Below are 26,135 nucleotides of genomic sequence, written 5' to 3' on the forward strand. Positions count from 1 at the left end.
TGGGACTGCCAATGCCCGGCAAGGGCCGACTACTACATTGGCAGCTTTGCGCCAACAGCGGTCATATTGAGACGCTGTGCAAGCTCACCAGGGCACCACCGCCCCGTCGAAGTAGAAGCCACCTGTCGGTCCTTTCTCATCCAACGTCGCAAGCCACACGATGCCGCTTGCAGCCTCCTCGACCGTGCGATAGCCAGAATGACCGTTGAAGTCTGTTGCTGTGTAGCCTGGATCGGCCGCGTTTACCTTAATACCGGAGTCCGCAAGCTCCTTGGCAAGAGCCACCGTTATGGCGTTAAGTGCCGTTTTGGAGCTGTTGTAGCCGAGGAAGTTGACACCGTAGAACTGATTGTCCGGGTCCGAGAGCCAGCCGAGGGAACCGAGGCCGCTGCTGACCATGACGATGTTTGCGTTCCCAACCTTCTTGAGAACGGGGAGAAACGCCTGGGTCACCAGAACAGGTGCGAAGACGTTGGTCTCGTAAATGTGGCGGATGTCATTTATGGACTGCTGAGAGGGCGGGATCATCTGGCCGGGAATGCCAGCATTGTTGATGAGAACATCGAGCATGCCATCTTCTGTCTGCACGCGATCAGCCGCCTGCTTTACTGACTCCTCGTCGGTCACGTCGATCAAAATCGACCTCGACTCGACGCCTTCAGCAGTCAGCAACCTTACAGCCTCTTTGCCACGTGCTGCATCGCGGCTTCCAATCCAGACACTGTAGCCCTTGCGCCCGAGTTGGCGCGCGGTTTCGAACCCGATGCTTTTGTTCGCACCTGTGATCAGCACTGTTTTCTTGTCCATCGTTTTTCCCTTTACAATCGGCGACAACCGCTGACCTGATGAAACAGATAGATGCGAAAATGGCTTTCGATAACCACCTGATTGATGCATATACTGATCGCCATGACGAACAATGAAAACGGTACCGGCTTTGACGACCTCGCAGTGTTTCTCGACATCTGCGACACTGGCGGCTTTCGGAAGACTGCGCAGCGGCTCGGGTTGTCCCCGTCGTCGGTCAGCGAACGAGTGAAGAAACTGGAGCGGCAGATTGGCGTCCCTTTGCTCACAAGGACTACGCGGAGCGTTTCACCAACGGATGCAGGGCGCTTGCTGGCGGAACGTCTTTTGCCACTTTATTCTGAAGCTCGTGCTGCCCTGAAAGATGCTGCAAGTTCTCAGCGCGAAGTGCGCGGCCTGCTGAAGCTCAACGTGACTGGAGCAGTCATGGTAGACATCCTGCCGCCGCTCGTTGGCCGCTTCCTTGAAGTGCATCCTGGCGTGCGCATGGAGTTCGTGGTCGAGGATAGACTTGTGGACGCCGTCGCCGCCGGATGTGATGCGGGCATCCGCTATGGCGAGCATCTCGCTCAAGACATGATAGCCGTACCGTTGGGTCCGCGCAGACAGCGGTGCGCACTCGCCGCAAGTCCATCGTACCTTGCAGGTCGAAGAAGGCCTCAACATCCAAGCGATGTGCTTGATCACGAGTGCATCCGACTTAGATTCTCCAGCGGGGCTTACGTGCTCTGGGAGTTCGAAAGAGAGGGTGAAGCATTCACGGTCGATCCACAGGGACGGCTGGTCGTGGGGGTGGATGCCGCCGCCGCCGCAATTGATTTCGCCCGATCCAGCCGTGGCCTGATCTATACGTTCGAAAACTGGTTACAGCCACACTTCGCTTCTGGTGACCTCGAACCAGTTCTGCCGGAATGGTGGGCGACCTTCGACGGTCCCAGCATATATTTCTCCCGTAGGTTCATGCCCGCGCCGCTAAGAGCATTTATAGACTTTGTTGGCTCAGAACGGAGAGATTAAGTCCATCGGACATCCGTAGTCTGCGTTGGTCCGACAGGCGACTGCCGCTTTGCGCCTTTAATTCGGTCTAAAGGTCGTCATCGCTCCTGCCCGCGAGCGGACATAGCTCCGTGGGGGCATACGTCGCCTGTGCGCCAACAGCGGACGTCTTCAGCCATCGGTGACACCAACGACGCTGTCATTCTGTCAAATTCTATGAACCTTTCAGAACCCAGGAGAGGCAGGTGGAATGTCTTCTGAAGGCTGGTAAGACGAAAGGGCTGGAAGACCGGAGGCAAGACTAATGACCAGAGAAGAGATGCTTACCTATTCTCAAGCGGTGTGCGATGGCCTTCGTGAGGACGAAGACGGTGTGCGGCGCGAGGTTCTCACACACGCGGGAAGCCGATGGTCGCTCGGCGTCATACATACCCTCGGTGTCTATGGCAGGCTCCGGCACGCAGATATCGGAAAACGAATGCACGGCGTCACGCAGCGAATGCTCACCCGAACGCTCCGCCAACTTGAAAGAGATGGTCTCGTCACTCGCCACGATCTCGTTGAGATGCCGCCTCGGGTTGAATACGAACTGACAGAACTAGGGATGGGTCTTCTCATCCGAATGGTTCCGCTGTGGACATGGGTCGTGGAGAATTCCGGCGAGTTTCGCAAGGCACGCGAGGATTACGATTCCTGCCCGCCAGGAAAACCTTCCTGGCAGACATTTTGACGAACAAGCGTTGCGTCGAAATGGAGGAAAGCACGCCCGCATTCTAGCGTATGCGGATCGCAGCGTGACTTGGGGGCATTCTCGGACCACGCTCCCAAGTCACTGTTTCCTGTCCACGATGCCTGCGGGCGGTCTCACTTGCCGCCAAGGTGCGCCTCTATCCAGTCAGACACAGCCGTCACTTTGACGCCTTGGCGTACGTTGAACGTGTTGGCTTTGTCCCACGCCATGCCGCGCCCAATACCAAAGGCTGCTCGGTACTTGCGCATCATGTTCTGGGGGTCGTTTGCTAATTCCTCCATCAGGACGGGGACAGTCCATTCGGACCGGCTGAAGGGCCGGTTCAAACCTACCTCCAGCTTGTCGGCGAGTTCACCGTAGGTGATCGTATCTCCGGCAAGGAAGACGATCTCGTTGCTAATGGTCGGCTCGTAGAAGACGATTTCAGCGGTGAGAGCACCAATGTCGTCGGGTGTGGTCAGCGTGACAGCAGTGTCGTAACTGCCGAGGGCGTTGACTGTGTTCGTCTGCAGATCAACGACGCCGAAATCCGGTTCGAAGAGATAGCTCATGAACATGCCGGTGGAGATGATGACCCACTCCGTCTTGCTCTGGGAGCGAAGGAGTTCCCGGACATCAAGCTGAGCGTCGAAAATGTCCTGCGGGCCGCCGCGACCAATCGCTTCGAAATCGACGCCGAATTGCCAAGGGAAATAGCGTGGAATCCCGGACCGCAACGCCGCCTTGGCAAGCTTCATCGGTGTATTAATCCCAGCCGCATAGCCAGCGCAGCCGATGACGGTGTCGTACCTCGAGAAAAGAGACGCCAGTTCGTCGATTGAGCTTTTCACCAAATCACCTTCGACGATCTCGATACCAAGGTCTCCGATTTCAGCGATGTCGCGCTGCTTCGCCGGCACATCTGATACAGCGGCACTGGCGCGCAGAAAAACGCTGATCTTCGCGCGCTCGACGTCCTTGGCGCGAAGAGCCAGGTTGCGCAGAACGGGCATGCCGAGTTCCCCGGCCCCGAGGACAAGAATGTTCCGAGACTTCACGGTGGAGGCTGTTGTGTTCATCGATTTGAATCCTTCAAAATCCTGTGTTGCCGCTATTTGGCAAGTCAGGCCAACGAAGAAAAGAAGGTACACGGATGATACTGCAGCGAATCAGAAGAACGGCAATGCCATAATCGGCTGTCCGCTTTGGGCCAGAAGCCGCCTTCCGCTGAGCGCCAACAACGGCCCTCCGGCAGTTTCGTAATCAGTCTGCCAGCTTGAACAGCAACGTTGTTATCAGCTTGCTTGGATCAGGTTCAACGGAAGGATTGTTGTCGTGGACCTCGAGCCGGCACGCGAATAGCTCTCCGGCCTCCGTGCTCCATGAGTCCCATACCAAGCCCTTCTCCTTTGCCCATCCGACGAGCATGGTGGTAGCATCATAAAGTCCTTCATACGGGCCAGTGTAGGTCATTCGGACATAGCGTCCTCCGGGCAGCACGCCTTCGACCAGACGGCCCGAAAGTGGAATGGACCCGTCTGTGGTCATACCCGTTTCAATCTCGAGGCGGGGCATATCGACGAGGTTGAACTTGATGAACTCGACGCCGTCTGGTGCAACACCCGCTCGCGCGAAAGCATCAAACAGCTCATCGAAAGCTGGATCGACGTCCTCATCGAACGGGATTACAACTGGCAAACGAACAGCGACATAACGCTGTGGTTCGCGTTCGACCATTTCCGGCATCGTTAGCATCGGCCTCTCCTGTTGTTCTTTTCTATGACGTACAGAATATAACGACTCCGACAGGCTGGCTCCTGAGTTTTTGTTAGGCCAACACTTACAGCGTCTTCGAGGTCTGTTTCGGGCCAGCACGCGTCGATTGTTTCCGCTCTAGTCGCCGAGCTTGCATCGGAACGCTTTTAGGTTAGCATAGCTGTGGGAAACTTGACGGGGCCGACAGGCGTTATGCTCGTCATGAGTGACGAAACAACAAAAGACGATGTCGAATGTACGGTTGGAGACGACACCAGGTCCGGTGCCGACGTTAACTTTCCATACGACCGGGTGACTGTGGAGCAGTTCCGGGAACACTTTCCCCGGGCCCGGTGGAGCGACGCTCGTCAAGCGTGGTTCGTCCCTGGCCGCACAGCCGCCCGTCGGTTTACTCGGTGGCTGGCAGAACTCGAAGCGGAAGCCGATGCCTTCGCTGATGCGAAGGGCAGAGATGCCTTCGACTTCGATCCGATCCAGAGTGCCTACCTTGAACTTGGCAGAGCGGGCTTCCGTATCAAGACCCCCTATTCGACTACCGTCGTCGAGAGGCTTCATGAGGTTCCCTATTCGCGATGGGATGGCGACCTCAAGGTGTGGCACGTTCCGTTTCGTTCATTTCAAGAGCTCAAGGATCGATGGCCTAAGATCGAGGAAGCAGCACGCCGGAACGAACCTGAGGAACGGCGACGCCGTGCGGCCGAGCGAAAGGGAACAGAAGAGGAAGCGAAGTCGAAAGCACGGTCGGCAGAAAGAAAGAGACGGCGCTATCCATTGAACAGCGACGACCTTCCGCCCGCTGGACGCGTCGTCGCAATCCAGTACGGACTGGTTGTCTTTGAGGAGGTTACCGGGGAAATCGTTGACCCAGGAATCGTCGGTGAATTCTACCCCGGTGTGACCGACGATCATGTTTGGGGAATTTGGCGAAAACCCACGTTCGAAGAACTCGTGCAGGCATGGCCATCGAAAACTTCTGCACCCGATGGAGCGGAATGGTGGCAACCAACAATCGAAGAACTCAGACCGGCTCGGCGGGCGGCGAGCCGAAAGAGGGCGCTGGAGCAGCCGCAGACAACGTCACCGTAATGTCGGCTGAGACTGCGGAGCATCGGCATAGCCGCTGAGTTTCCGGGTTGAAACTCCCGGACGAGGCTGAAGACAGATCAGGAGAGCAAGGTATGAGACATAAGGAAATGGCACTTTCCAATCATGAAGATTACAACAGTGCGAGCCCACCCTTTCTCAGTGACCGCCAGCGGGCTGAGGTATCGCTGTCGCTGCCTAAGGATTCAGGCCTCACTGCAAAGGCTGAGATATCGAACGGGGGGGTGTTGTCGATTGCGGTGTTGGTATCCAGCATCCTCCTATCAACCGCAGTAGTCGTTCACGTCGCCACGCGAAATGCAGCGCGCCGCAGGCTTTGGTGATTTGAGGATTCGTCGCGATGTGGGCGTGTTCGCTCAGACGCGGCCGCCTCACGAGCCGCTCCGCTCAACGGGCGGTCCCGGAAGGGAACATTAGCGGAAGCTGTTGGTTATTACGCCTTCACATCAACGAGGAGAAGAATTTATGGTCACCATGGTTGGGAACGAAGGAAGCATCGAAACGCTGGTCAAGGATCTGCTCTATCTCGAACATGACGCTATCGCAGCATATGACTCCTGCATCGAACGCCTTGACGACAAGGCGCTGGCTGCGAAGATCGATGAATTCAAGCAGGACCATCTTCAGCACGTGGCTGTGCTGAACGAGATCGCTTTGGAGATCGGTATCGAGCCACCCGCGGAAGGCGACATGAAACAGATGCTGACGACGGGGAAGATCGCGCTTGCCGATCTATTCGGCGATCCCGCTATTCTCAAAGCCATGAAGACGAACGAGGATGACACGGTAACCGCTTACGAGCGCGCAGCAAAACACGATGATGCCATTCCGAGCACGAAGGCATTCTTCCTCACCGCTCATCAGGATGAGCTGAAACACCGCGCGTGGATGGAAACAACGGCAGAGTCGATGTGACCTTGAAAAGCGCGTGGGCGGTGCTCATCTAAGGATCACCACCCACATATCGGCGGCCTGCAGCAACCATGACGGTTGTGCGTTTGCTGTCGCGGGTGACGAGGGCGCTCCCCATGATGGGTTGAGCGCCCTCTGTTTGTTTTCCACCACCGAGATCAAATGTCAGCATCGCACCTTATCATCTTCCTCCATGGCATCGGCGCGTCCGGCCAGCAGCTCGCGCCTCTGGCATCGTCGTGGAACGCTCGGCTGCCCACAGCGGTATTCGCGACTCCGGATGCGCCATATCGTAATGGGTACGGCGGCCATCAGTGGTTCAAAGTTGATGGCATGCAGCTAGATCCTGATCGAATACGCGATGCGCGAGAGGGTTTCGACGGTAAGATCCGCGACGTGATCACACATAACGGCTTCGAAGACCGACTTCGCGACGTTGCGTTCGTGGGAGTGTCACAAGGCGCAATCATGGCTCTGGATGGCGTCGCGTCTGGCCGTTGGAGCATAGGCGCCGTGGTCGCGTTCTCGGGCCTTTTGCCTCCCATATCCATCTTGCCAGAAAGCAACCGGACCCCTGTGCTCCTCATACACGGAGCTAATGACCGCACTATACCGTCTGTCGCTTCCACGACGGCGGCCAGACAGTTGCGAGCCGCTGGGTTCTCAGTCGAGTTGGAGATCGAGCCTGGAGTGGGTCACACGATCTCAATGAGCGGTGCGGACACTGCGGCGCGGTTTCTTCAGGATGCCTTACGTTGATAACGGCAGTCGCTGACATCTCTAGTTCTGCACGTATGCGAACCCAAAGATCAAGTCAGCCTGATTTCCGGCTCTTGAGCTCGTCTGCGACCGACTTGCGCAGCGCGTCCATGATGTTGATCACGTTGGACTTTGGCTCGGCGGCTTCCGATTTCTTGCCCTTCGTCGCCTTCTTAGGCTTGAGTGCCTTCTTCTTTTCGGCGATCAGCTTGAGCAAGCTTTCCTGGATGGGGTCGCTTACCATGCCCGGAGACCACCTTGCCGTCTTCTGCTTGATCAGCTTCTGGACAAGCGGGATCAGATCGGGGTCTGCGTCGTCGTCGATGTCTTCAAAATATGCCTCCTCTGGCCGAACCTCGTCGCCGAAGCGGAGCGACCACAGGACGATGCCATCGTCGCGCGGCTCCAGCACCACCGCCTTTTCGCGACGCCCGATTACGAGCTTCGAGATGCCTACGACCTTGTCGGCTTTCATCGCGTCCCGGATGACGGCGAAGGCCTCGTGACCGACCGCGTCGTCCGGCATAAGGTAATGGGGCTTCTCCAGGTACACCCACTCTATGGATTCGGCGGGAGCGAATGTTTGGATGTCGATCGTCTTGACCGTGTCGAGCGCAACGTTGTCGAGGTCGTCGTCCGTGAGTATGACGTAATCGTTCTCACCACGCGCATACCCCTTCGCCTCGTTGTCGTCCTTGACAGGCTTGCCTGTCACAGAATCGATGTACTGCGACACGACGCGATTGCCCGTCTCCTTGTTGAGCGTGTGGAAACGGACCTTTTCCGATTCTGACGTTGCGGGCATCATGTGCACCGGACAGGTGACCAGCGATAGTTTCAGATAACCTTTCCAGTATGGTCGTAGTGCCATGATCGGTTTCCTTAGCTGGCCTTGCGCTGTTGCGCGGTCTTGGAAGAGGTGGACTTCGCCGCACCACGCGTTGCGCGCTGCCTGCTTGCTCCGGCATTCGCGTTGGCCGCCGTGCGTTTCGGCTTGTCAGTGGCTTTCATCATGCCAGCGCTCTCGCGCAGCGCAGCAAGCAGATCGTTCGGCTTGGAAGCCTCGACCTTCTTGCGCTTCGGCATCGCCTTGCCTTCGATCTTGGCCTTCACCATCTCCTCGAGCGCAGCCTCGTATCGATCATCGAAAGTAGCGGGGTCGAAGTCGCCCTTCTTCGTGCTGATGATATGCTTCGCCAATTCCAGCATTTCGGCATCGACCTTGATCTTGGGCATTTCCTCGAAGGCCTTCTTCGAGGAGCGAACTTCGTAATCGTAGTTCAGGGTCGTAGCAATCAGGCCCTTGCCGTGAGGGCGGATCAGCACAGTTCGCATGCGACGGAACAGAACGGTTCTGGCAATGGCGGCGACCTTCGATTTGCGCATGCCGTCCCGTAAAGCGACGAACGCGTCAGAACCCATCTTGTCCGGGGTTAGGTAGTAAGGCTTGTCGAAATAAACGTCGTCTACATCTGAGCATGGGATAAACGCCTCAATCTCAAGCGTCTTGTTGCTCTCAGGAATGGCGGCTGCCACTTCGTCGGGGTCGATGATGATGTACTGGCCGTTTTCGATCTCGAAGCCCTTGGTCTGGTGCTCCTTCTCAACAAGCTCCTCCGTCTCGCTGTCTATGAAGACGCGATTGACCCGGTTTCCCGTCGCCTTGTTGATAGTGTTGAAGGTAATGCGATCGGATGTCGATGCGGCTGTATAGAGTGCCACTCCTGCCGCCACTTCCCCGAATTTGATAAAGCCCTTCCACTGTGCACGCTGGCCTGCCATCGAACTCTCCCACGCAACTGACGCAACTTAGGCGATTCAACCGAATCACCTGCGATTCGTTCCGGGGCAAAAAGCGACTCTTTTTCAATGACTTGATTCAGTTTTCCACCGCAACCACAGGAGTCGAACCAAGCCGCTGGAATCGATGCATCTTTTTGTCAGATCGCGAGTTATCGTCGTATCGCGACCGCAGGAGAGTCCCATGAGCAAGCGAGAGCTGATCGATACCGGAACCGACAAGCGATACGTCCGCCGTGACGAGAAAGGTCAGTTCAAGGAATCTGTCGATGTCGGTAGATCGCTGTCCGCCGACAAGCGTTACGAGGCGAAGCACGATGCGAAGCCGGGCGAGGGTGACAAAGGCGACCACAAGCGCAGGTGAAGGTCGCCACATACAACGTTAACGGCGTGAACGGTCGGCTCGATGTGTTGCTGATGTCTTGAAAAGATTGTTTGTGCCGGCGCCGACCGATGTAAGCTACTGCTCGTCTTCCAAGGTTTCCAGGAAGTCCTCGTAGTCAGGATCGTATCCATCGGGCCTCCAGAGTTCGCTCGGGTCGCCACGCGGTGGGTGAAGCTCGAACGGATCGAATTGAGGAACGGCATCGTCAAGTAATTCTTCAAGATGCGAGATTTCTGGATCTTCGTTAGCCATGGCATAAGAGAGCGGCCACGTGACCACCTTTTTCCGGAGGTGAGCGTTTTCGTCTACGGGCATGGTCGTTGGCTTTGGTGTGGCCTTCTTAGATTTCTTCTTGCTTGCTTTTTTCGATGTCTCCGGGATCGGTGCCCACTGCGACGGCTCACGGAACTCCAACATGTATGCGTGATGCAGCTCTAGTGCGTTACGGAGGTCTGATCTGAGACGGGTGCTCATTTCTGCGTATGCTTTGCCTTGTTCGCTGCGACGCGTCTTTTTGTCAGTCCAGATTATCTCGGTGCTAGCTTCTAGCGCCTGCAGCTCGAGAGCCAGGTTCGAATATATCCGACATCCCACCATCTTCCTCGCGCGGTTGACCATCGATCGGATGTTGTAGACTGGGTCTTTCGGCGCGTCAGCCGTCCATTTCTTCGTCTTCAGGATGAAATCGGTAAACCCATCGCCCAAGTTCGGCAAAGAGTAGCCGTGATGGCGATCGTAGATGCATTGTCCAATCGCACGTGCCATAGGCGCAGGAACGGCGTTTGCTATCATCAGATTGATCTTTTTTTCCGGCCAACCGGATCCCTTGCCCCTGGCATACTTTGTCTTCTTTTTCTGGAAATCGTAAGTCGGGGGAAACCCTTGAATTCTTGCGACTTGGTCGATCGTCAGAATATGCGTGTCTTTTAGAAGAGCAGCGTCGTTTGGGTGCGCGATGTAGGATTCGCCTGGATGCTCACGCGTGTTCCTTGCGATCGTTGGGCAGACTTCGTCTATAGAAATAATGCCGCGACCGTTAGGTTCGGCCTTCTTTCCCATCCACGGCCTCGCAAAAAACGTTCCCTTTTTGAGCAGCGCGGCATCTTCGGGATAAACCTTGGGATCGAGCATGTCGCGGACGACCATCGGTCTGGGCGTTTTTGCGGCTTCGAGTTCTTTGAGCAAGAATTGATCGATTTCGTCTAGCCTGCCGATACAAAAGAAGCGCTTGCGCCTCTGTGGGACGCCGTAGTTCTGGGCATCCATGACAAGCTCAGTTAGTCCATAGCCGTGTCTTTTCCAGAGTGCACGGGCGTACTGGTACTGACTAGACTTCGCAGCTTGCTCGACGTTCTCGAAAATGAACCATTCCGGCCGCGTCACGCAAATGACCTGAGCGAAGTGCTGTGTGAGGAACGCGCGATCCGTGATCTTGCGCTTACCAGCTTTCGAAAAGTCCTGGCACGGCGGCCCGCCGGCGATCAGATCCGGACGAAACCGAAGTTTGTTGCAAAAGCCTCCAACATCGCGGAGATCCATCCGGACCGCGATTTTTCCCGCATTCACGAGGACGCTATGCGGTGCCTCTTCTCTCTCGATCGAAAGCTCATGGCCCATTCCTGCGGCGTGGAAGCCAATGCCCATGCCGCCGGCTCCGGCGAATAATTCGATAAATTGCATCCCAAACCCTCACTCACTATTCCATGAGTAATATTGCGGGGACCGTTACGAGCCGGTAAACGCGCTGGTGATTATGAACCGTTCAACTTCTTCAGTGCGCGTGCGATCTCTTTCGAATAAATCTTCGCCTGACGCGCGGTGCAAGGGTTTGGATGTCGGCGGACTTATCGTCCACGGGGGTCTTCCGGTCTGAAGATCGGGATCGGACTGAGTTGTGAAAGATTCACTCGCCGGCTGTCGCACGCAACATGAATCGGAAGTCCGCAATTTGTGACGAGTTACAAAAAAGTGCCTCGGGCGATCTTTGAAGCTTGTCGTCTGTATCTCGTAGCCATCTTCAACACCTCTTGGTATGTGGACGGGTCGCGAATAACCGTGCCAGGCCTGAGTCGAGCAAGGCCGTGGCCCTTCGTCGAGTCTGACTTTGAGAAACCACGACCGTTCTGGTGCTTTGCGTAATCGGGGTCTTCGGCCGCGACGGCAGCGAGTACACTGAGTGCTTCACGTATTTTCGACCAGCGCGGATCGTCACCGCAGGGGAGTGGTTTGAAATTCCTCATTTTGAAACTCCCGGATCACTACCGAAATGGTCGGATTGGCGATTCTGAACAGCGAAGTAACGGGGGGAAGCACAAACTGAACCGGTCGTCATAGTGACTTCCTCCGAACTGGCTTCGCGACCGACGTTCCGAGCTTCATACGGTCACGCCGATACAAGAGTCGCCCCATGGTCTTACGTCTTGCTGCATCGGCAGCGAAACCCCGAGACTCAAGTATTTTCAACGAATCGGCAATGACCGACTTGATTGGAGCTGGGATGTCCTCGCCAGTTTCTTGGACTCGCGCCAGATAAACTGACACTGCTGCAGCGAGTGCCGTGTCGACATGGCATGCTTCGGGCATCGCAGCCGACCGCAGTCCTGCTCTCCATCGCTCCGTCGCGTTGCGTCCCACTTCGTTACTCGGGTCGGCTTGCCTCGGCATGTCTCACTCCACTCGTCACTACGGGAATGATTGTTCTCGGCGTTGCAAGTGACAAAGGCATCACGCTCGTCACTACGGGAATAATGGAACTGCGGAGGTGGTCGAGCGGAGCAACGCGTAGCGCCTACGGGAGACGATAGTCTACCCAATCCGGGTGCAGATTCACTTCATAGCGATCCACTCGGTATATTCTCTTAGAGTTCCCGGCAAATTACGTTGACCGCGTCTGAAGCCGCGCCTTGTATCGGAACCGTCTCAGCTACATTTTGTCCGCGAATGGCCCTGTCTCAGCTACATTTTGTCCGTGCCGACACTCACCTGAAGATGAAATCTTTTCGCTCACGCATCCTCAAAATGAGCTTAGACCCTTGCGCCAATCTCCGCCGGCACTGACCATGTTTGTACGAGGAGAACAAACATGACGAAAAATTTCAGCCGCCAGAAGACTAAGGGAGCAGACCGCAAAGGTATTCGAGGAGACATCCGTCTGGTACTCGCCGCAGAACGACCAAGCGTTGAGAAAGAGCCGACAGCGCAGAAGTCCGCAGCGCTCATCAATAGCGTCCGCTACTACGGTGATCGCGAAGGAACGACGCCAGCCGAGGCAATGACCGCGACAACCGCTGCTCTCTACGAGTACCTGATGGCCAGATGGCGACCGACACTTAAAGACAAGGACACATGCGCCGTAACTTATACGGATGCCAAAACATACCTCGGGATCGACAAATCTTCCAGGCTCCGGAAATACATGTCGGTACTCTCTTCGACTTGGGTCAGCTATGACTTCCTCGATAAAGAAGAGGGATTTCGTCGCAAGGGCACCCGCGTGCAGCTTCTGAACTGCGAAGAGCTAACTCACGTGGTGTCTGGCGAGAATTTTATCGGGGTTTCGATGTTCCCGGGTGTTCGCAAAGCTATCCTTGAAAGCGATCGCTGGGCGAATCTCGAACTCGGTGCGTACCCGCGCTTTTCCTCGAAATACACGAGTCTCCTGTACCCGACGCTGGCCTTGATGTCCGGTAGAGACCAGCGCCCCCCGATGCGGTGGACCCCGGAAGAGCTTGCAGACGTCCTCGGTTGGCAGCCAGATTCCTTCAAGTTCTCGAATTTTGAATCCCGCGTGTTGCAACCCGTCCTCGACGACATCCGTGATCACGTCCGCCGCTTCGAGATCACCTGCGAATATGTCCGTGCGTCCAGCCGAGGTCGACCTGTGGTCGAGATCGTTATCACCGTTGGTAAGGCCCTGCGAATGGCCGAGGAATACCAGAAGGCCGACATGGCTCGCTCCGACCGCACCGTAGTCCGTCAGATCGCCAAGACTGCCGCTGTGGATACGGCAACGCAGATGCCTGGAGAAGACGCCCTTCGCCGCGCTGCTACCCGCATCGGTGAGTCTGTCACAGCGGTTGCGTCGATGTGGACGGAAGCGTTCGCAGACGAAGCCCTTATGGCTCTGCTAGACCGCGAGGGTCTGATCGCCGCGTTCGAATCTTGGGTGCGGCAGCAGGAAGGCTCGGAGCCCGTGGCAGAAGCCGATGATGACGATGGCCTCGATCTTGGCGCCGCGAAGGTTGTGTCTCTCTTCATAACTAAAGGTTTCGATCCGATGGAAGCCGCCGCCATCGTCGAGGATCATCTCTGGACGGGGTCTTCGACGAAGACCCTCCGCCTTGTCTGGACAGAAGCTGGCAAACGAAAACAGCACGACATCGAGGCTAGACCCACTGAGAGCGACCTAGGGCATTTCCTTTTGAACAACGCAGACGTTATCGAAGATATGGAGTACGCAGCATGAGCAAGCAGCTAGCTAAGAAAAGTAGAATGGCCAACCTCATAGCGATTGCGGCTGAGGAGGCTGCACATGATGATGAGCATCGCGCAAGGTTTGAGAAGCTGATCGGCCAGATCAAGCGTACTCTCGATGGTACGACGGATCCGGAAATCATTCATAGGCAGAGCTTGAACCTCGACTTCGCCGAGGTCGTTCGGATCGCAAAGACGCGGCTCCGGATGAGAAAGGAAGAATTCGAGGCGGCGGTCGCTAACCTCAACACGGATATCAGCCGCGTCGTCAACGATTGTCCCGCGGGCAAGGATGTTGGTGACACCCCGGAGTTTATGCTGATGACCGCAGAAGAACTGCGGATGTCGTACAGTCTTATGACACCTTACGCCGCTGCAGACTTCATCGCTAATTATGGCGCGAATTGGGGTTACACCGCATCCGAAATCGCCGTGGCACGGAAAGAGCTCAGACCGTTTGAACAAGCGCGCCGCGAAAAAATGGCTGCGGAAGCCGAAAAGGTGGCTGCGGCAAGCCGTGCCAAGATTGACGCGGATATGAGAGCAGGCACCATCCGTCGTCTCGAGTACGAGGCTACAAACCCTCCAGTACCGGACTACGTGATCCGGGAACGTGAGTGGAGTTCGCGCACTCTCGATCCGCGAGACTACGTGGAAGTCGTGTACCAGGAAGAGGAGTTCTCCACGTTCACCCCCGAGGAAATAGAGCGAGCCAAGGATCACGAAGCGCGGTACTTGCGCTCTAGCGCCAAAAACATGATCCGGGAGCTGGAGAAGTTGACAGAGCATACCTTCGACCGCCGCTGGAAGACAAAAGCGGAGCTTCATGCCGCGCTCCGCGCGCACTTCAAAGCGTGTGGCTACGACGAGGAGCTGGATTTGAGATGGCTGCGCTTCGGTGCTTACACCGACCCTTCATACCATTAACTGCGTACTCACGGACTATTCCGTTATATCGATCGCACAAAATTAACCCCTCCGGCGCCTTTTTTCGTCGGCGGGGCTCACAACTCCTCCGGGTCCTGCTATGCAAGCACTCGGAACAAGGAAATCACGATGACTGGACTGAAGATAGCCCGAATAGCCGCCTGACCCCTAGCGGGGTGCCGCTTTCGTTTGTCTATCTTCAGGAGTCCAGAATGTCTTTCACGCGCAAATTCTACACAGCCGACCTCCATTTCGGTCACTCCGCGATCCGCGAACACTGCCCGGAAACGCGCAATTTCGCCATCACCGAAGAAATGGATATCGCGATCATGCTGCGTGTCCAAGAGCGAGTCGGCAAGGACAACATTCTCTACGTCCTCGGTGATTTCGCGGTCTGCAGCGATCCAGAGTATGTACGCCACTGCTTCAACATGCTCCCCGGACGTAAGCGCCTGATCCTAGGAAATCACGACATCGACCGCAAAGGTCGCGTCAGAAAGGATCTCGCCGATCTGCCTTGGGATCGCCCCCCGACGCATGCGCTCGAGACGACGGACGAAGGCTGCCACATTTACCTACATCACTACGGCTGCCGCGTGTGGCCGCGGCATCGTCACGGCGGCTACCACCTTTTCGGCCACTCTCACGGCAGCCTGCCGCCGATGGGACGCTCTCGCGATGTCGGCATCGATTGCGCCGATACCCATTTCGCCCCGATGACTTTCAAAGAGATCCAGGGGTCGCTCGATGTCTAACCAATTCCCGCTCCGCCCCGACGACATCTGGTACTCGGCGATGCGCGACCGCTACGGCGAAACCGTGCCCGACATCGAGCGCCTCCAGATCCGCCGCGGCCTGCAGCGTCATGTCGGCGACATGTATGCGCAGCTCCACGACCTCGATCTGCTGTGCCATGTAGACATTATCAGCATCACGACGCGCAACGCGGGCTTCATTGTTATCGACACCCGCTACCATAGCGCAATCTACGAAGAACCCCGGATTGCTCTCGACTTCGCGCTTGAAGCACGTGGCCAGCGCCTAAACGCGGCTTGCGAGCACTGCGGCCGCACTGGCGAGATCGTCGCAAAGGCGGGACTGGAGGTGCTTCTCGAAGATCCCGATGCCGTTCGCGGGGACCGACTGCTGTGCACCGAATGCTACGAATCCTGGAGTGGTCGCAATGTCTGAAGATCGTCTCCCGTTCGGCTGGTTCGACCTCGTCCACGACCTCCGCCTTACGCTCAGCCGCGACTACCCGTCTGTCACCGTAGCCGCGCTGACCGCAGATCGCGGCTGGCTTCATGTCGCCGTCGACGACAGCACGCTCGACCCCGAACAGCGCTACAAGCTCGGACGCGTCGTGCAGGGTTTTGTCACCCAGTCGCTGTCGACTTGTGCGGGCTGCGGATCTGGACACCCGCGAGATCGAGGGAATGGTTGTGTGGTGACTTGCGATGAATGCAACGAGGAGACTGCAGATGCATAGCCCGGAAATCGCGCGCATCAAAAAGGATGACCTCGTCGCCGAATTCCCGGGCGTTTTCGATGCCGCACGTTATGTGGATGTTGGCATCGGCTGGCTGCAGCTCGTCCGCGATTTTGTGAACGAGGCGTTGCCGCATGATCCATCGCTGACCGTTCTCGAAATGAAAGAGAAGTGGGGTGGCCTCAGGATCTGGTGCGACACCCCGGTTCTGCAGGCGCGGTTGGCGAAGGGCAAGGCCGAGATCAAGAGCGGGATGACCTGCGAGATTTGCGGAGAGGAAGGCGAACTCCGCCGTCCGCCAAAGGGCCGCTATGCTTGGTGGCGATGTCTCTGCTACGAGCACGCGTCCCCGGATCAGCGACTATGGGGCGCGCGCCGAGAAGGACCGATGTACGGCACCATGCAGGTAGCGGGGCAGTGGTACCGCTACGACGATGCGACGGATTCGATGTTTCCGACCGAAACGCCTTCGAGGTATACGCATGAAGACCTTTGACGATTTGCGCGCGAAGTATCCGAGACTGAATTTAAAGCGCGTCGGCTTCCAGTGCGAGGTCGGATGGATCGAAATCCTCGACGGATATTTCGCCGTCGTAGACAGCGTGATGCCGACGGGCGCTGTCTACGAGATCGGTCAGATCAAGGAAAAGCTCGGCAGCCTCCGGATCTACGATTCCATCTATGACGAGACTTGGGCATCAGTCGAAGCAGTCACAGACGCGCATCGTCTCGCCGAGGCCCGCAGCTATCATGTCTGCGAATACTGCGCTCAGCCAGGTGTCTGGAGCAGTCGTCGCGGATATCTGACGACCGTCTGCGAAGACCACGCAGTCGTCGATGGATATCGTGCGGAGCCAGTGGAAAGCGACCCTTATACGTACTGCGACGAAAACGGTAGCTGGTGGGTATATGACGTGGATGCCGACGCACTCGTTCCGACGGAGGCGCCGGATTGGGCACGATGACAGCACCACGTCGCCGTTTCGGGGTGCGTTCGACGCTCGATGTGGAATCTTTGGACCTGGAGGAACTGGTATCGCTGGCGCTAGAGAGATGCCCGGACATTGAAAAAGCCATCGATTTTTATGGCCTGGATCCATTCGACGTGGATCCTACTGTCAAACAGATAGGGTGGCACATGGCAGCCAAAATAGGTACCGACTTCCGCATCGGCCGACGAATTCTGAAGCTTCTCTCGCCGGATGGCTACCTACTGCCGCCCCCGGAATACCGCTTGTCTCTTCAAACGGAGCCGACAGAACTGGAAATGTTTCAGGCTCCGATTGCCGCGCCGTATCGCATCGAACTCTGGCAGACGGATCACCTCCCGGCGGAGTGGCGGATTAGCGGTACTGTGTATCACAAGGATTGGGAACCTCGGATCTGGTGCCGCATGCTGTATCTCAACCGCGCCTGGGGGATGGCGCTGACGGATGACGGATGGGTTCGTCTTGGAAGGAGAATCTGATGACTGAAGATCGCAAGGCAGAGCTGGCACAGATGTGCGCGGTACAGATCCGGCAGGCAACCGTCATCATGAAGTCGTTGATGTCTGACTACGGCTACCACTTCGTAGAGAGCATCTTCGATGCTGAAGTGGCGGCGATGATGGCACGGCTGGATGGCAAGCCGGTGACTGAGAGCGATATGCCCGTGCTGCAAGAACTCGTCATGGCAGATCTGTGGCATCGTCTGAAGGCCGCCCATTGTAAGCAGCGTGACGCGGCTTTCGGCAAGCTCATCGCCAACTACCCGGACATCGTCGTCTATTACGCCGATTTCGCCTTCGACATTGGCTGGATCCCGCTTGTTCGCGATGCGGTCGAGCGCATGCGGACGTATCCGGAAGCGTGGAAGGTGCGGCTCGTCGGCGGAAAGGAAAAATTCGGCTACTGCGATCTGCACGTGTCGTGCGTGGTCGCCGAGCGCGGCGCGATGGCCGAGGTCAAGCGGCTCCGGGAAGAGATCCGACTTCGCAGTCTGGCCACGTGCGATATCTGCGGTGGCCAGGGTCGGCTGCGTCTGGGTGGCTATGCGAAGACCGTCTGCGACAAGCACGCGGCCATCTTCGAAAGCTTTCGTGAAGACGACGGGGCTTGCGCGGATCCGTGGCGCTGGTCGGACGATGTCGAGTAAAACCGACAGGGGAGCCCGAAATGTCGGAAATTGTCGTCGCGTGTGAGTGCTGCGGGCGACCGGGCATGCCTGTCGGTTACGAGGCGCGGATTCGATGCGTCCGGCATGAATATGTCGTCGATGCCCAGGAGTGGCTGCGAGCGCGGTCGGCGATGACTTACGCTTTCGAGACTGAGGAAGAGCTGACGGCTTACCTGAGCCAGGACTACGGTGCTGGGCTGGAGATGGTCCGCGGGCTGCAGCGGGATCCGGATAGGAGCGATCCCGCAACGAAGCACTGAAACTGACACCCACTGCCCGCAGAGATGAATCCGGTTGGGCACTTGGGTGGGCGGAGATCACCGACCGGTGACCGTCAGGCGGCTTTCTTCATCTCGCGCGATGCCAAATACATCCGATGACCCTCAAGAACGAATTCCTGCCACCACGTCAGGATCTCGAGCTTCACATCGAGGTAGCTGTTCTTGTCGTAGACGAGCTGCGCAACGCTTTCTCGGCCTTCGTTCTTGTGGGTGATCATCGTTACTTCCTCAGAATCCATCGGGCGACCCCTCAACACGAACCGCGACATCTTTGGCCCTACGATGGACACGAACGCCTTGCGAAGGTCATGTGTCGAGACGTTGAACGGCATCAGCTCGAACACGCCTCCAGGCTTCCGCATCTCTTCGACCTTGTCGGAGACGGTTCGAACGTTGACGTGTCCAGCCATATCGTCGCCGCTCTTCTTGGGTCGCTGCTTCGGAAAGAGATGGATCGATGCCGGGTTGTTTACGGCCATCCGGAGGGCATGCTTCACGATGCTGGCTGCCAGAGGTGGAAGCGGAAGTTTGCGCCAGTGATGACTTTTGTCTTCGAGGCCCCAGACACATTCGTAGTATTCGGAGTCGAACTGGAAAGCTGACTGGAGTGCGATCGCCGGTGTGGTGCGACGTTGTCCAGTGAGAAGCTGTAGCTTGAGGACGCCGCGCACTGTCTCATTGGGGCAGGATTCAAGAGCCTCCCAAAGTGCTCCAATCTCGATCTGGGATAGAGCGCGAAACTTCTCCTTGCCCGCGATCTCGGTCGGGCGTTCCAAGCACTTAGAAAGATCGGCCGCTGGGTTACGATCCAAGTTAAACTGCTTCTTATTTACGAAATGCTTGAACGCAGCCTTCAGAGCGCTGACCGTGAGATCGGCCTGGCGGATCCCAGCGACAACATCCTTCTTTGAGCCTCTGTCGCCGCGAGCCTGCTGTTCCTCGATAGCTCGTTCGGTGCAGCGGGACACGATGTTATCTCGGATCTGAGCGAGATCGCGCGTGAGGATGGAGGCAAGAGGCTTTCCGTGGATAGGGGCGAAGTCTTCATGGAGGCCGGGTGTCGCACCCAGCGCCGACCTGTAGCCACGCGCTGTATCAGCGTTGCGGTTACGGCCGCACCATTCAAGATAAAGGTCGCGTGCAACCTCCCAGACTACTCCAGTACCATTCGCTACATCGTGGAGATGTCCTGCATCCTGAACCGAATATCCGGCCGCGAAGGACTTCACGAGGGTCTCAATAGGATTGCCCTTCTTTGCTTCCTTCCGGATTTTGACGACCAGCTCCCGGAGCATGGGAAGGTCGTTGAGTCCGAAGTGGGAGAACGGTGCGATCTGCAAGTTTGCGTCGCGTGTGCTGTAGTACCAGGATGCTCCTGTCTTCGTGAGCTTGATTGCAAGCCCGACGGTATCCTGGTCGCGATAGACCACGGCTGCGGAGACACCTTTCTTGATCTGATTTTTGACTTTAGTGAGCGTGTAGCCAGTGAAGATTTCGGAGGGCATTCGGGATCTCTTTCTCTTGTCCGAGAAAATGGTCGCCCGGATAGAATCGCTTGGCAAGAGCTAGACCCATAATCATTCACCAGTTAGTGGCCAAATCACATGTGATTTGGGGTCGGTCCGCTAAGTCACAACCAAGATAGTTGACGAAGATATGTGCCAAGACCGCTGGTCAACAAATTTGCCCTTGTTTCTAAGGCCTTGATCCGTCAACTTTGTTGACAAGCGTAGACAGGGTGAGCATAAAGAAATGACGAACCCTCTGACTCTTAATCAGCGGGTCGTAGGTTCGAGCCCTACATCACCCACCATTTTCTTCCAAAAATCAAAACGTTATCGCTGCTTGTTAATGTTGGTGAGCGTGATGCAGGCATGGCATCTGCTCGCCATTATTTGTCTCAAGCACGCACACTTATCCTATCTTAACGACGATGCGCACTACCTCCTACATCAGCCTGTCTAGAGGAAGACGTCCGGGGTAGTGATCAGTCTGCTTTGTATTGGCATAATGGCGGACGCGGGACGCCTTTTTTCGTCGCGGACTGTCCTTCGTACCATCCTGCGCCCATGGCGATGAATGTGATTTCAAACCCCATCCAGGCATTTGGTGCCTTCTCGCCAAAAATACGCTCTGAAATTTCCGTAAACTTCCAGCTTGGAACGCCGGAACTGTCACATGTCGCTTCGCCCGCAGCATCTGCTCTGATCAGGGCATCGAAGTGTTTTACCAAAAGCGCGTGGGTCTTCTCGACCTCCGGCATCTGCGGCACCTTTGCGCAGGCGCCGCGTGATCATAAATCCCCGCGGAGTTCGTAGCGGGTCTGGGGAGAAGAAAGCCAGATCACCTGAAATCAACCCAGCGCTTAAAAACCGTAGATATTCCTGATTGGCCTTATCGGCAGTCCATCCTCGCGAGACCCTTGCGGTTTCGAATACTGATTGGCCATCAAGATAACAGCCAGGAGAACCATCGGCTACATAGGCGTCGATCGCAGAGGTATTCTGAACGACCTCGGGATCGTCTATGGCGATTTCGCTTGTAACCCTTGGCAGTTTAATTTCGCACGTCTCTCTGGGAAGAACCAGCCAGTGTCCGGTCCTCACCGTTCGGCTATCTTTCTGAGCATCTGTCGTGAGTTTAACGATGATTGAGGTATCGATCCCGGCCGTAAGCGCGGCCGACATGGTTGAGGGGCCGAGCGCGCAGCCTTGATCGATCAGGAACTCCTTGACCGCCTTGTCGTCGGCGTGACCAGACGCAACTGACGAAATCCAAATGAGCGCGACGACGAGTGTTCCTCGAAGATAGTGGCTCATTCGCAGTTCCCCTTCATTCAAGCTGTGTCTAGCAACGCTTATCAAAAATGGATCGCTACGTCGTCCTTTTTGCAGCCGCAGGTAGAATGACTAGGGAGTTGCCTGCGTCGGGCCTTTCAATTTTCCGGTGACATCGAGACTTGGCCAAGAAAGACATCGTCATCCGTCATCCGTCATCCGTCATTGTCTGCAGAATATTGAAATCGTTGGCAATACTGAAATCCTCAACACGAATGCCACACACGCCGACGTTTATCAGCTTATTCTTCCGATATGGGTTGCCATCCCCAAAGCCGTCTTATTTTTCGGCATAATGGTGCGAATGAGAACTGTTACCAATATTTTGATTCTGATGGCCGGAGTGGTGGGCAGCGGGCTTGTTGCCGCCTTCACGGTGACCATTGTGGCAGAAGCGGGTGGTCTGGGCTCCTGTTTGGGGGAGACCTGCGGCTATGCGGCCCTGTTCATGGCGTTTCCGCTGACATGGTTCATCATGTTCTGCCTCGTTCTGATGGCGATGCTGATCTGGCGGCGCAAGCCTCGACGGGACTATTGAGACGCCGTTCAGCCGCGTGCCTGGCCGGATATCCACAGGATCGTAACTGATCTGAACTTGACACTCACACTCATATGACAGAATCTCCCTCTCGCTGGGGGATTCGTTTTACTTGTACCGCCGGTCATCTTAGTGGTGGCCAGTGCTTTGAGTGTGTGAATTTTCGTACGTTCCGAGTTCCTCTCGGGAGCCCGTGCGTTAGAATGGAGTGCTTAATGCGCGCTTTGATCAATTCCCCGTCGCTTTCGGTCGACACCATGGATTATCAGGCTGAATGCCAATTTGCTCTTGAGCCATCGATCAACGGCCTTATCGAGAAGGCCGAGGGCGCTGGCTGGGACCGTCAACATGCGGTTCTCGCAATCATGGCGCTTGCCAGTGGTAAGGTTCCCGAGAGCAGCTTTACGGATGATCGCCTGCTGTCCTGAGTGGACGGTTCTCGTTTCGGGCCGAGATCAGGTTCTGGCCCGACGTCATCTAGGGGCGCCAGCAACGTCCGCGCCTTCTGTTTCAAGACACGATTCGACAACAGCAACACCGCTCCAGATATGAATTGACCTGATTGACGTTGTCAGAAGGTCGGTTCTGCATCACGGGGCGGTTTTTGTTTGCGGCGCTTTGGCTCGGAAATAGCCAGATGCTGTTGACTCTCAATCCCCCATCCTTATTTAAAAATCATACATATGGCACGACGCGATTTCCCGGATTCGCGATGTGCTGTAGTCTGTTTGAATTGTCGCATGTCGCTACCGTAAAACCGCTTTATGGTTTTGCGCAACATGCTCTGGAACTCTAAAATTCAGGTCCATAAATGCTCGAAAAGACCTACGATTCCGCATCCGTAGAACCGAAAATCGCCAAGGCGTGGGATGATGCCAATGCGTTTCGCGCTGGCGCCAACGCCAAGGCGGGTGCGCAGGCCTTCACCATCGTCATTCCGCCGCCAAACGTGACCGGCTCGCTGCATATGGGCCACGCGCTCAACAACACGCTGCAGGACATCATGGTCCGCTTCGAGCGTATGCGCGGCAAGGATGTGCTGTGGCAGCCGGGCATGGACCATGCCGGTATCGCAACGCAGATGGTTGTCGAGCGCAAGCTGATGGAAAACCAGCTTCCGGGCCGTCGCGAGATGGGTCGTGAGGCTTTCGTCGAAAAGATCTGGGAATGGAAGGAAGAGTCCGGCGGGCTGATCTTCAACCAGTTGAAGCGTCTCGGCGCGTCCTGTGACTGGTCGCGCGAGCGTTTTACAATGGACGAGGGGCTGTCCGAAGCGGTTCTCGAGGTCTTCGTTACGCTGTACAAGCAGGGCCTGATCTACAAGGACAAGCGTCTCGTCAACTGGGACCCCAAGCTGCTGACGGCGATTTCCGATCTGGAAGTCGAGCCGCAGGAGATAAAGGGTAACCTCTGGCACTTCCGCTACCCGCTGGAAAAGGGTGTCACCTACGAATACCCCATTGCCTTCGATGACGACGGCAAGGCGACCGAATTCGAAACCCGTGATTACATTGTGGTTGCGACCACCCGGCCTGAAACCATGCTGGGTGACACGGGTATTGCTGTTCACCCTGATGACGAGCGGTACAAGGGCATTGTCGGCAAGCATATCATTCTGCCAATCGTTGGACGCAGGGTCGAGATCGTTGCGGATGAATATGCCGACCCGACCACGGGCACCGGTGCGGTCAAGATCACACCTGCGCATGATTTCAACGACTTTGAAGTCGGCAAGCGTGCGGGCCTGCGCGCCATCAACATCATGAACATCGATGGCACGATCTGCATCAATGAAAACGAAGACTTCCTCGAAGGGCTGGATCATCCCGCGGCACTGCATGGCGCCTGGGACCGTCTGGAAGGGCAGGACCGGTTTACCGCGCGCAAGATCATCGTCGAGATTTTCGAGGAGGCCGGTCTGCTCGACAAGATCGAGCCGCACAAGCACATGGTGCCACATGGCGACCGTGGCGGCGTGCCTATCGAGCCGCGCCTGACTGAGCAGTGGTATGTGGACGCCAAGACGTTGGCCAAGCCCGCCATCGAGAGCGTTCGCGAAGGTCGCACCAATTTCGTGCCGAAGAACTGGGACAAGACCTATTACGAATGGATGGAAAACATCCAGCCGTGGTGCGTCTCGCGCCAATTGTGGTGGGGTCACCAGATCCCAGCATGGTACGGTCCAGATGGTCAGGTCTTCGTTGAAAAGACCGAAGAGGATGCGTTGCAGGCGGCGATCCAGCATTACCTGGCTCACGAGGGGCCGTGGAAGGCGTGGGTTGAGGAGAAGCTTGAGAACTTCAAGCCGGGCGAAATTCTGACCCGCGACGAAGACGTTCTCGATACGTGGTTCTCGTCTGCACTCTGGCCATTTTCGACGCTCGGCTGGCCGGACAAGACGCCGGAACTGGCGCGCTACTATCCGACCAACGTGCTCGTCACCGGCTTCGACATCATCTTCTTCTGGGTTGCCCGCATGATGATGATGGGCCTTCACTTCATGAAGGACGATGCAGGAAATCCGGTCGAGCCGTTCAACACGGTTTATGTTCATGCGCTGGTTCGCGACAAGAACGGCCAGAAGATGTCGAAGTCCAAGGGCAACGTCATCGACCCGCTCGATCTGATCGACGAATATGGTGCGGACGCGCTGCGCTTTACGCTTGCCATCATGGCGGCGCAGGGTCGCGACGTAAAGCTGGACCCGGCGCGCATCGCCGGTTACCGCAACTTCGGCACCAAGCTGTGGAACGCCACCCGTTTCGCAGAGATGAATGGTGTAAAGCGCGACCCGCATTTCATCCCCGAAGCGACGACACAGACGATCAACCGCTGGATTCTGACCGAGCTTGCCAACACGGCAAAGGAAGTCACCGGCTTTATCGAGAATTACCGATTCAACGATGCGGCAAGCTCGCTCTACCGCTTCGTGTGGAATCAGGTCTGTGACTGGTATCTCGAACTTCTGAAGCCTGTTTTCAGCGGTGATGACGAGGATGCCAAGCGCGAGGCGCAGGCGTGCGCGGCCTATGTTCTGGAAGAAATCTACAAGCTGCTACATCCGTTCATGCCGTTCATGACGGAAGAACTGTGGGCGCATTCAGACGGTGAGGGCGAGAGCCGCGCCGATCTGCTGTGCCACACCGACTGGCCGACACCGGAGTTCCGTGATGAGGCGGCGGCAGCCGAAATCAACTGGTTGGTAGACCTCGTCTCCGGTATTCGTTCGACCCGTTCGGAAATGAACGTGCCGCCGGGTGCGACGGCCCCGCTGGTGGTCGTTGCCGCGAACCCGACCACGGAAATGCGGCTCGACCGCCATTCGGCAGCCATCCGCCGCCTAGCCCGTGCTGACGAGATCCGCGGTGCCGATGTTGCGCCGAAGGGCTCCGCACAGCTGGTGCTGGGTGAGGCGACAGTGTGCATTCCGCTCGGAAACCTCATCGATGTCGCGGCGGAAAAATCCCGTCTCGAAAAGGCTATCGGCAAGGTGGAAGCGGAACTGGAACGGATCGACAAGAAGCTGTCGAACGAGAAGTTCGTGGCCAATGCCGACCCGGAAGTCGTTGCCGCCGACCGCGACCGCAAGGCTGAGCTTGACGTCCAGATCAAGAGCCTCCGCACAGCTCTCCAGCGGGTCAACGAAGCCGGTTGATGCGTGTAACTGATCGCTCGTTATGAGTGACCGGTCTCAGGCATCTGTCTGCGGGTTGCGATTGCGCAGTGTGATTTGTCTTCTCGTTGAGCAGACATGAAAACGGGCCGCTGAAGAGCGGCCCGTTTGTTTTTGGGTCAGAACCGGCAACGCGTTTGGTGCCGGTTCTGAAGGTATCAGGATAGGTTAGGTGGCGTTACCGTTACCGGGACCGTTGCCGTTTCCACCGCCATTCCCGTTGCCGCCGCCATAGCCACCGCCATGATTGCCGCTACCGCCGTGGCCTCCGCTATGGCCGCTGTGTTGACCACCGCCACCGCCCCAGCCACCGTTGCCATTACCGCCACCGTTACCATTGCCGCCGTGGCTACCGCCTCCGCCGTGGCTACCGCCTCCGCCGTGGCTACCGCCTCCGCCGTGGCTACCACCACCTCCGCCGTGGCTACCACCACCTCCGTGGCTACCACCACCTCCGTGGCTACCACCACCTCCGTGGCTACCACCACCTC

General features: G+C 56.8%; 28 protein-coding genes and 1 tRNA gene. 20 read left to right on the plus strand and 9 right to left on the minus strand.

What is annotated here, in order from left to right:
* Nucleotides 1-84: 84 nt before the first annotated feature.
* Nucleotides 85-807 carry an SDR family oxidoreductase gene (locus tag QRN55_RS10135; protein ID WP_284776583.1) on the minus strand — a complete coding sequence of 241 codons (723 nt, stop codon included), beginning with the start codon at nucleotides 805-807 and terminating at the stop codon, nucleotides 85-87.
* An 84-nt stretch (nucleotides 808-891) separates the two neighbouring features.
* Here QRN55_RS10135 and QRN55_RS10140 point away from each other — a divergent pair, with 84 nt between their 5' ends.
* Nucleotides 892-1,824 carry a LysR family transcriptional regulator gene (locus tag QRN55_RS10140; protein WP_284776584.1) on the plus strand — a complete coding sequence of 311 codons (933 nt, stop codon included), beginning with the start codon at nucleotides 892-894 and terminating at the stop codon, nucleotides 1,822-1,824.
* Nucleotides 1,825-2,107: 283 nt separating this feature from the next.
* On the plus strand, nucleotides 2,108-2,533 hold the full coding sequence (locus QRN55_RS10145; protein WP_112961688.1) for a winged helix-turn-helix transcriptional regulator: 426 nt from the start codon (nucleotides 2,108-2,110) through the stop codon (nucleotides 2,531-2,533).
* 134 nt (nucleotides 2,534-2,667) lie between these two features.
* On the opposite strand, the gene QRN55_RS10150 is transcribed toward QRN55_RS10145, so the two are convergent.
* Both QRN55_RS10150 and QRN55_RS10155 read right to left on the minus strand, forming a co-directional pair.
* Nucleotides 2,668-3,612: an aromatic alcohol reductase gene (locus QRN55_RS10150; protein WP_112961846.1), complete on the minus strand. Its 945-nt coding sequence runs from the start codon at nucleotides 3,610-3,612 to the stop codon at nucleotides 2,668-2,670.
* A 184-nt stretch (nucleotides 3,613-3,796) separates the two neighbouring features.
* Nucleotides 3,797-4,288 carry a GyrI-like domain-containing protein gene (locus tag QRN55_RS10155; protein WP_284776585.1) on the minus strand — a complete coding sequence of 164 codons (492 nt, stop codon included), beginning with the start codon at nucleotides 4,286-4,288 and terminating at the stop codon, nucleotides 3,797-3,799.
* A 222-nt stretch (nucleotides 4,289-4,510) separates the two neighbouring features.
* Here QRN55_RS10155 and QRN55_RS10160 point away from each other — a divergent pair, with 222 nt between their 5' ends.
* From QRN55_RS10160 to QRN55_RS10170, 3 genes are all read left to right on the plus strand, one after another.
* Nucleotides 4,511-5,395, plus strand: a complete 885-nt coding sequence (locus tag QRN55_RS10160; protein WP_284776586.1) for a hypothetical protein — start codon at nucleotides 4,511-4,513, stop codon at nucleotides 5,393-5,395.
* 483 nt (nucleotides 5,396-5,878) lie between these two features.
* Complete coding sequence (locus QRN55_RS10165; RefSeq protein ID WP_284776587.1) at nucleotides 5,879-6,328, plus strand: DUF892 family protein; 450 nt, start codon at nucleotides 5,879-5,881, stop codon at nucleotides 6,326-6,328.
* Between the two features lie 159 nt (nucleotides 6,329-6,487).
* On the plus strand, nucleotides 6,488-7,084 hold the full coding sequence (locus QRN55_RS10170; protein WP_284776588.1) for an alpha/beta hydrolase: 597 nt from the start codon (nucleotides 6,488-6,490) through the stop codon (nucleotides 7,082-7,084).
* A 55-nt stretch (nucleotides 7,085-7,139) separates the two neighbouring features.
* Here the strand turns inward: QRN55_RS10170 and ku (QRN55_RS10175) are convergent, their stop codons facing one another.
* Complete coding sequence (gene ku / locus QRN55_RS10175; RefSeq protein ID WP_284776589.1) at nucleotides 7,140-7,955, minus strand: non-homologous end joining protein Ku; 816 nt, start codon at nucleotides 7,953-7,955, stop codon at nucleotides 7,140-7,142.
* 11 nt (nucleotides 7,956-7,966) lie between these two features.
* Complete coding sequence (ku, locus tag QRN55_RS10180) at nucleotides 7,967-8,866, minus strand: non-homologous end joining protein Ku (RefSeq protein ID WP_284776590.1); 900 nt, start codon at nucleotides 8,864-8,866, stop codon at nucleotides 7,967-7,969.
* A gap of 202 nt (nucleotides 8,867-9,068) precedes the next feature.
* Between ku (QRN55_RS10180) and QRN55_RS10185 the strand changes: the two genes are divergently transcribed.
* Nucleotides 9,069-9,248: a hypothetical protein gene (locus QRN55_RS10185; protein ID WP_112961704.1), complete on the plus strand. Its 180-nt coding sequence runs from the start codon at nucleotides 9,069-9,071 to the stop codon at nucleotides 9,246-9,248.
* 96 nt (nucleotides 9,249-9,344) lie between these two features.
* Here the strand turns inward: QRN55_RS10185 and QRN55_RS10190 are convergent, their stop codons facing one another.
* Nucleotides 9,345-10,949: a DNA cytosine methyltransferase gene (locus QRN55_RS10190; protein ID WP_112961706.1), complete on the minus strand. Its 1,605-nt coding sequence runs from the start codon at nucleotides 10,947-10,949 to the stop codon at nucleotides 9,345-9,347.
* A 1,402-nt stretch (nucleotides 10,950-12,351) separates the two neighbouring features.
* Between QRN55_RS10190 and QRN55_RS10195 the strand changes: the two genes are divergently transcribed.
* The 10 genes from QRN55_RS10195 (at nucleotide 12,352) to QRN55_RS10240 (ending at nucleotide 18,575) form a co-directional block, all read left to right on the plus strand.
* Nucleotides 12,352-13,734 carry a replication initiation protein gene (locus QRN55_RS10195; protein ID WP_284776591.1) on the plus strand — a complete coding sequence of 461 codons (1,383 nt, stop codon included), beginning with the start codon at nucleotides 12,352-12,354 and terminating at the stop codon, nucleotides 13,732-13,734.
* Entirely contained in the window at nucleotides 13,731-14,669 is a 939-nt protein-coding gene (locus QRN55_RS10200) for a hypothetical protein (RefSeq protein WP_284776592.1), read from the plus strand. The genes QRN55_RS10195 and QRN55_RS10200 overlap by 4 nt, the downstream gene beginning before the upstream one ends.
* Nucleotides 14,670-14,881: 212 nt before the next feature.
* Nucleotides 14,882-15,424, plus strand: a complete 543-nt coding sequence (locus QRN55_RS10205; protein WP_162723323.1) for a hypothetical protein — start codon at nucleotides 14,882-14,884, stop codon at nucleotides 15,422-15,424.
* A complete protein-coding gene (locus QRN55_RS10210) occupies nucleotides 15,417-15,860 on the plus strand; it encodes a hypothetical protein (RefSeq protein ID WP_284776593.1) in 444 nt (147 codons plus the stop codon). The genes QRN55_RS10205 and QRN55_RS10210 overlap by 8 nt, the downstream gene beginning before the upstream one ends.
* Nucleotides 15,853-16,158 carry a hypothetical protein gene (locus QRN55_RS10215; protein ID WP_112961719.1) on the plus strand — a complete coding sequence of 102 codons (306 nt, stop codon included), beginning with the start codon at nucleotides 15,853-15,855 and terminating at the stop codon, nucleotides 16,156-16,158. Before QRN55_RS10210 ends, QRN55_RS10215 begins: the two co-directional genes overlap by 8 nt.
* A complete protein-coding gene (locus tag QRN55_RS10220; RefSeq protein WP_112961722.1) occupies nucleotides 16,151-16,654 on the plus strand; it encodes a hypothetical protein in 504 nt (167 codons plus the stop codon). Before QRN55_RS10215 ends, QRN55_RS10220 begins: the two co-directional genes overlap by 8 nt.
* Nucleotides 16,641-17,123, plus strand: coding sequence for a hypothetical protein (locus QRN55_RS10225; protein ID WP_112961724.1), 483 nt, complete (start codon nucleotides 16,641-16,643; stop codon nucleotides 17,121-17,123). Before QRN55_RS10220 ends, QRN55_RS10225 begins: the two co-directional genes overlap by 14 nt.
* Complete coding sequence (locus QRN55_RS10230; protein ID WP_284776594.1) at nucleotides 17,111-17,626, plus strand: hypothetical protein; 516 nt, start codon at nucleotides 17,111-17,113, stop codon at nucleotides 17,624-17,626. Before QRN55_RS10225 ends, QRN55_RS10230 begins: the two co-directional genes overlap by 13 nt.
* Nucleotides 17,626-18,294, plus strand: a complete 669-nt coding sequence (locus QRN55_RS10235) for a hypothetical protein (RefSeq protein ID WP_284776595.1) — start codon at nucleotides 17,626-17,628, stop codon at nucleotides 18,292-18,294. Before QRN55_RS10230 ends, QRN55_RS10235 begins: the two co-directional genes overlap by 1 nt.
* A gap of 20 nt (nucleotides 18,295-18,314) precedes the next feature.
* Nucleotides 18,315-18,575, plus strand: coding sequence for a hypothetical protein (locus QRN55_RS10240; RefSeq protein ID WP_162723324.1), 261 nt, complete (start codon nucleotides 18,315-18,317; stop codon nucleotides 18,573-18,575).
* Between the two features lie 74 nt (nucleotides 18,576-18,649).
* Here QRN55_RS10240 and QRN55_RS10245 read toward each other — a convergent pair whose 3' ends face one another.
* The gene (locus QRN55_RS10245) at nucleotides 18,650-20,101 is read right to left on the minus strand and encodes a site-specific integrase (protein ID WP_112961732.1); all 1,452 of its coding nucleotides are present in this window, start codon (nucleotides 20,099-20,101) and stop codon (nucleotides 18,650-18,652) included.
* 231 nt (nucleotides 20,102-20,332) lie between these two features.
* Here QRN55_RS10245 and QRN55_RS10250 point away from each other — a divergent pair.
* Nucleotides 20,333-20,409, plus strand: a tRNA-Lys gene (locus QRN55_RS10250).
* Nucleotides 20,410-20,770: 361 nt separating this feature from the next.
* Here QRN55_RS10250 and QRN55_RS10255 read toward each other — a convergent pair.
* The gene (locus tag QRN55_RS10255; protein ID WP_284776596.1) at nucleotides 20,771-21,415 is read right to left on the minus strand and encodes a hypothetical protein; all 645 of its coding nucleotides are present in this window, start codon (nucleotides 21,413-21,415) and stop codon (nucleotides 20,771-20,773) included.
* A gap of 127 nt (nucleotides 21,416-21,542) precedes the next feature.
* Here QRN55_RS10255 and QRN55_RS10260 point away from each other — a divergent pair, with 127 nt between their 5' ends.
* The 3 genes from QRN55_RS10260 (at nucleotide 21,543) to QRN55_RS10270 (ending at nucleotide 25,626) form a co-directional block, all read left to right on the plus strand.
* Nucleotides 21,543-21,971, plus strand: coding sequence for a hypothetical protein (locus QRN55_RS10260; protein ID WP_284776597.1), 429 nt, complete (start codon nucleotides 21,543-21,545; stop codon nucleotides 21,969-21,971).
* A 215-nt stretch (nucleotides 21,972-22,186) separates the two neighbouring features.
* Nucleotides 22,187-22,399: a hypothetical protein gene (locus QRN55_RS10265; protein WP_111838177.1), complete on the plus strand. Its 213-nt coding sequence runs from the start codon at nucleotides 22,187-22,189 to the stop codon at nucleotides 22,397-22,399.
* Between the two features lie 383 nt (nucleotides 22,400-22,782).
* Nucleotides 22,783-25,626, plus strand: a complete 2,844-nt coding sequence (locus QRN55_RS10270) for a valine--tRNA ligase (RefSeq protein ID WP_284776598.1) — start codon at nucleotides 22,783-22,785, stop codon at nucleotides 25,624-25,626.
* Between the two features lie 186 nt (nucleotides 25,627-25,812).
* Here QRN55_RS10270 and QRN55_RS10275 read toward each other — a convergent pair.
* Nucleotides 25,813-26,135 (minus strand): hypothetical protein (locus QRN55_RS10275; RefSeq protein ID WP_284776599.1); only part of this gene is annotated, 323 nt, incomplete at its 5' end.

Origin of the sequence: Agrobacterium sp. lyk4-40-TYG-31 (assembly GCF_030209855.1) — a bacterium.
Classification (GTDB): domain Bacteria; phylum Pseudomonadota; class Alphaproteobacteria; order Rhizobiales; family Rhizobiaceae; genus Agrobacterium; species Agrobacterium vaccinii.

Bases quoted from the DNA above. Each gene is read 5' to 3' on its own strand.
- QRN55_RS10135 (WP_284776583.1), bottom strand. From the start codon at position 807: ATGGACAAGAAAACAGTGCTGATCACAGGTGCGAACAAAAGCATCGGG.
- QRN55_RS10140 (WP_284776584.1), top strand. From the start codon at position 892: ATGCATATACTGATCGCCATGACGAACAATGAAAACGGTACCGGCTTT.
- QRN55_RS10145 (WP_112961688.1), top strand. From the start codon at position 2,108: ATGACCAGAGAAGAGATGCTTACCTATTCTCAAGCGGTGTGCGATGGC.
- QRN55_RS10150 (WP_112961846.1), bottom strand. From the start codon at position 3,612: ATGAACACAACAGCCTCCACCGTGAAGTCTCGGAACATTCTTGTCCTC.
- QRN55_RS10155 (WP_284776585.1), bottom strand. From the start codon at position 4,288: ATGCTAACGATGCCGGAAATGGTCGAACGCGAACCACAGCGTTATGTC.
- QRN55_RS10160 (WP_284776586.1), top strand. From the start codon at position 4,511: ATGAGTGACGAAACAACAAAAGACGATGTCGAATGTACGGTTGGAGAC.
- QRN55_RS10165 (WP_284776587.1), top strand. From the start codon at position 5,879: ATGGTCACCATGGTTGGGAACGAAGGAAGCATCGAAACGCTGGTCAAG.
- QRN55_RS10170 (WP_284776588.1), top strand. From the start codon at position 6,488: ATGTCAGCATCGCACCTTATCATCTTCCTCCATGGCATCGGCGCGTCC.
- ku (WP_284776589.1), bottom strand. From the start codon at position 7,955: ATGGCACTACGACCATACTGGAAAGGTTATCTGAAACTATCGCTGGTC.
- ku (WP_284776590.1), bottom strand. From the start codon at position 8,866: ATGGCAGGCCAGCGTGCACAGTGGAAGGGCTTTATCAAATTCGGGGAA.
- QRN55_RS10185 (WP_112961704.1), top strand. From the start codon at position 9,069: ATGAGCAAGCGAGAGCTGATCGATACCGGAACCGACAAGCGATACGTC.
- QRN55_RS10190 (WP_112961706.1), bottom strand. From the start codon at position 10,949: ATGCAATTTATCGAATTATTCGCCGGAGCCGGCGGCATGGGCATTGGC.
- QRN55_RS10195 (WP_284776591.1), top strand. From the start codon at position 12,352: ATGACGAAAAATTTCAGCCGCCAGAAGACTAAGGGAGCAGACCGCAAA.
- QRN55_RS10200 (WP_284776592.1), top strand. From the start codon at position 13,731: ATGAGCAAGCAGCTAGCTAAGAAAAGTAGAATGGCCAACCTCATAGCG.
- QRN55_RS10205 (WP_162723323.1), top strand. From the start codon at position 14,882: ATGTCTTTCACGCGCAAATTCTACACAGCCGACCTCCATTTCGGTCAC.
- QRN55_RS10210 (WP_284776593.1), top strand. From the start codon at position 15,417: ATGTCTAACCAATTCCCGCTCCGCCCCGACGACATCTGGTACTCGGCG.
- QRN55_RS10215 (WP_112961719.1), top strand. From the start codon at position 15,853: ATGTCTGAAGATCGTCTCCCGTTCGGCTGGTTCGACCTCGTCCACGAC.
- QRN55_RS10220 (WP_112961722.1), top strand. From the start codon at position 16,151: ATGCATAGCCCGGAAATCGCGCGCATCAAAAAGGATGACCTCGTCGCC.
- QRN55_RS10225 (WP_112961724.1), top strand. From the start codon at position 16,641: ATGAAGACCTTTGACGATTTGCGCGCGAAGTATCCGAGACTGAATTTA.
- QRN55_RS10235 (WP_284776595.1), top strand. From the start codon at position 17,626: ATGACTGAAGATCGCAAGGCAGAGCTGGCACAGATGTGCGCGGTACAG.
- QRN55_RS10240 (WP_162723324.1), top strand. From the start codon at position 18,315: ATGTCGGAAATTGTCGTCGCGTGTGAGTGCTGCGGGCGACCGGGCATG.
- QRN55_RS10245 (WP_112961732.1), bottom strand. From the start codon at position 20,101: ATGCCCTCCGAAATCTTCACTGGCTACACGCTCACTAAAGTCAAAAAT.
- QRN55_RS10255 (WP_284776596.1), bottom strand. From the start codon at position 21,415: ATGAGCCACTATCTTCGAGGAACACTCGTCGTCGCGCTCATTTGGATT.
- QRN55_RS10265 (WP_111838177.1), top strand. From the start codon at position 22,187: ATGCGCGCTTTGATCAATTCCCCGTCGCTTTCGGTCGACACCATGGAT.
- QRN55_RS10270 (WP_284776598.1), top strand. From the start codon at position 22,783: ATGCTCGAAAAGACCTACGATTCCGCATCCGTAGAACCGAAAATCGCC.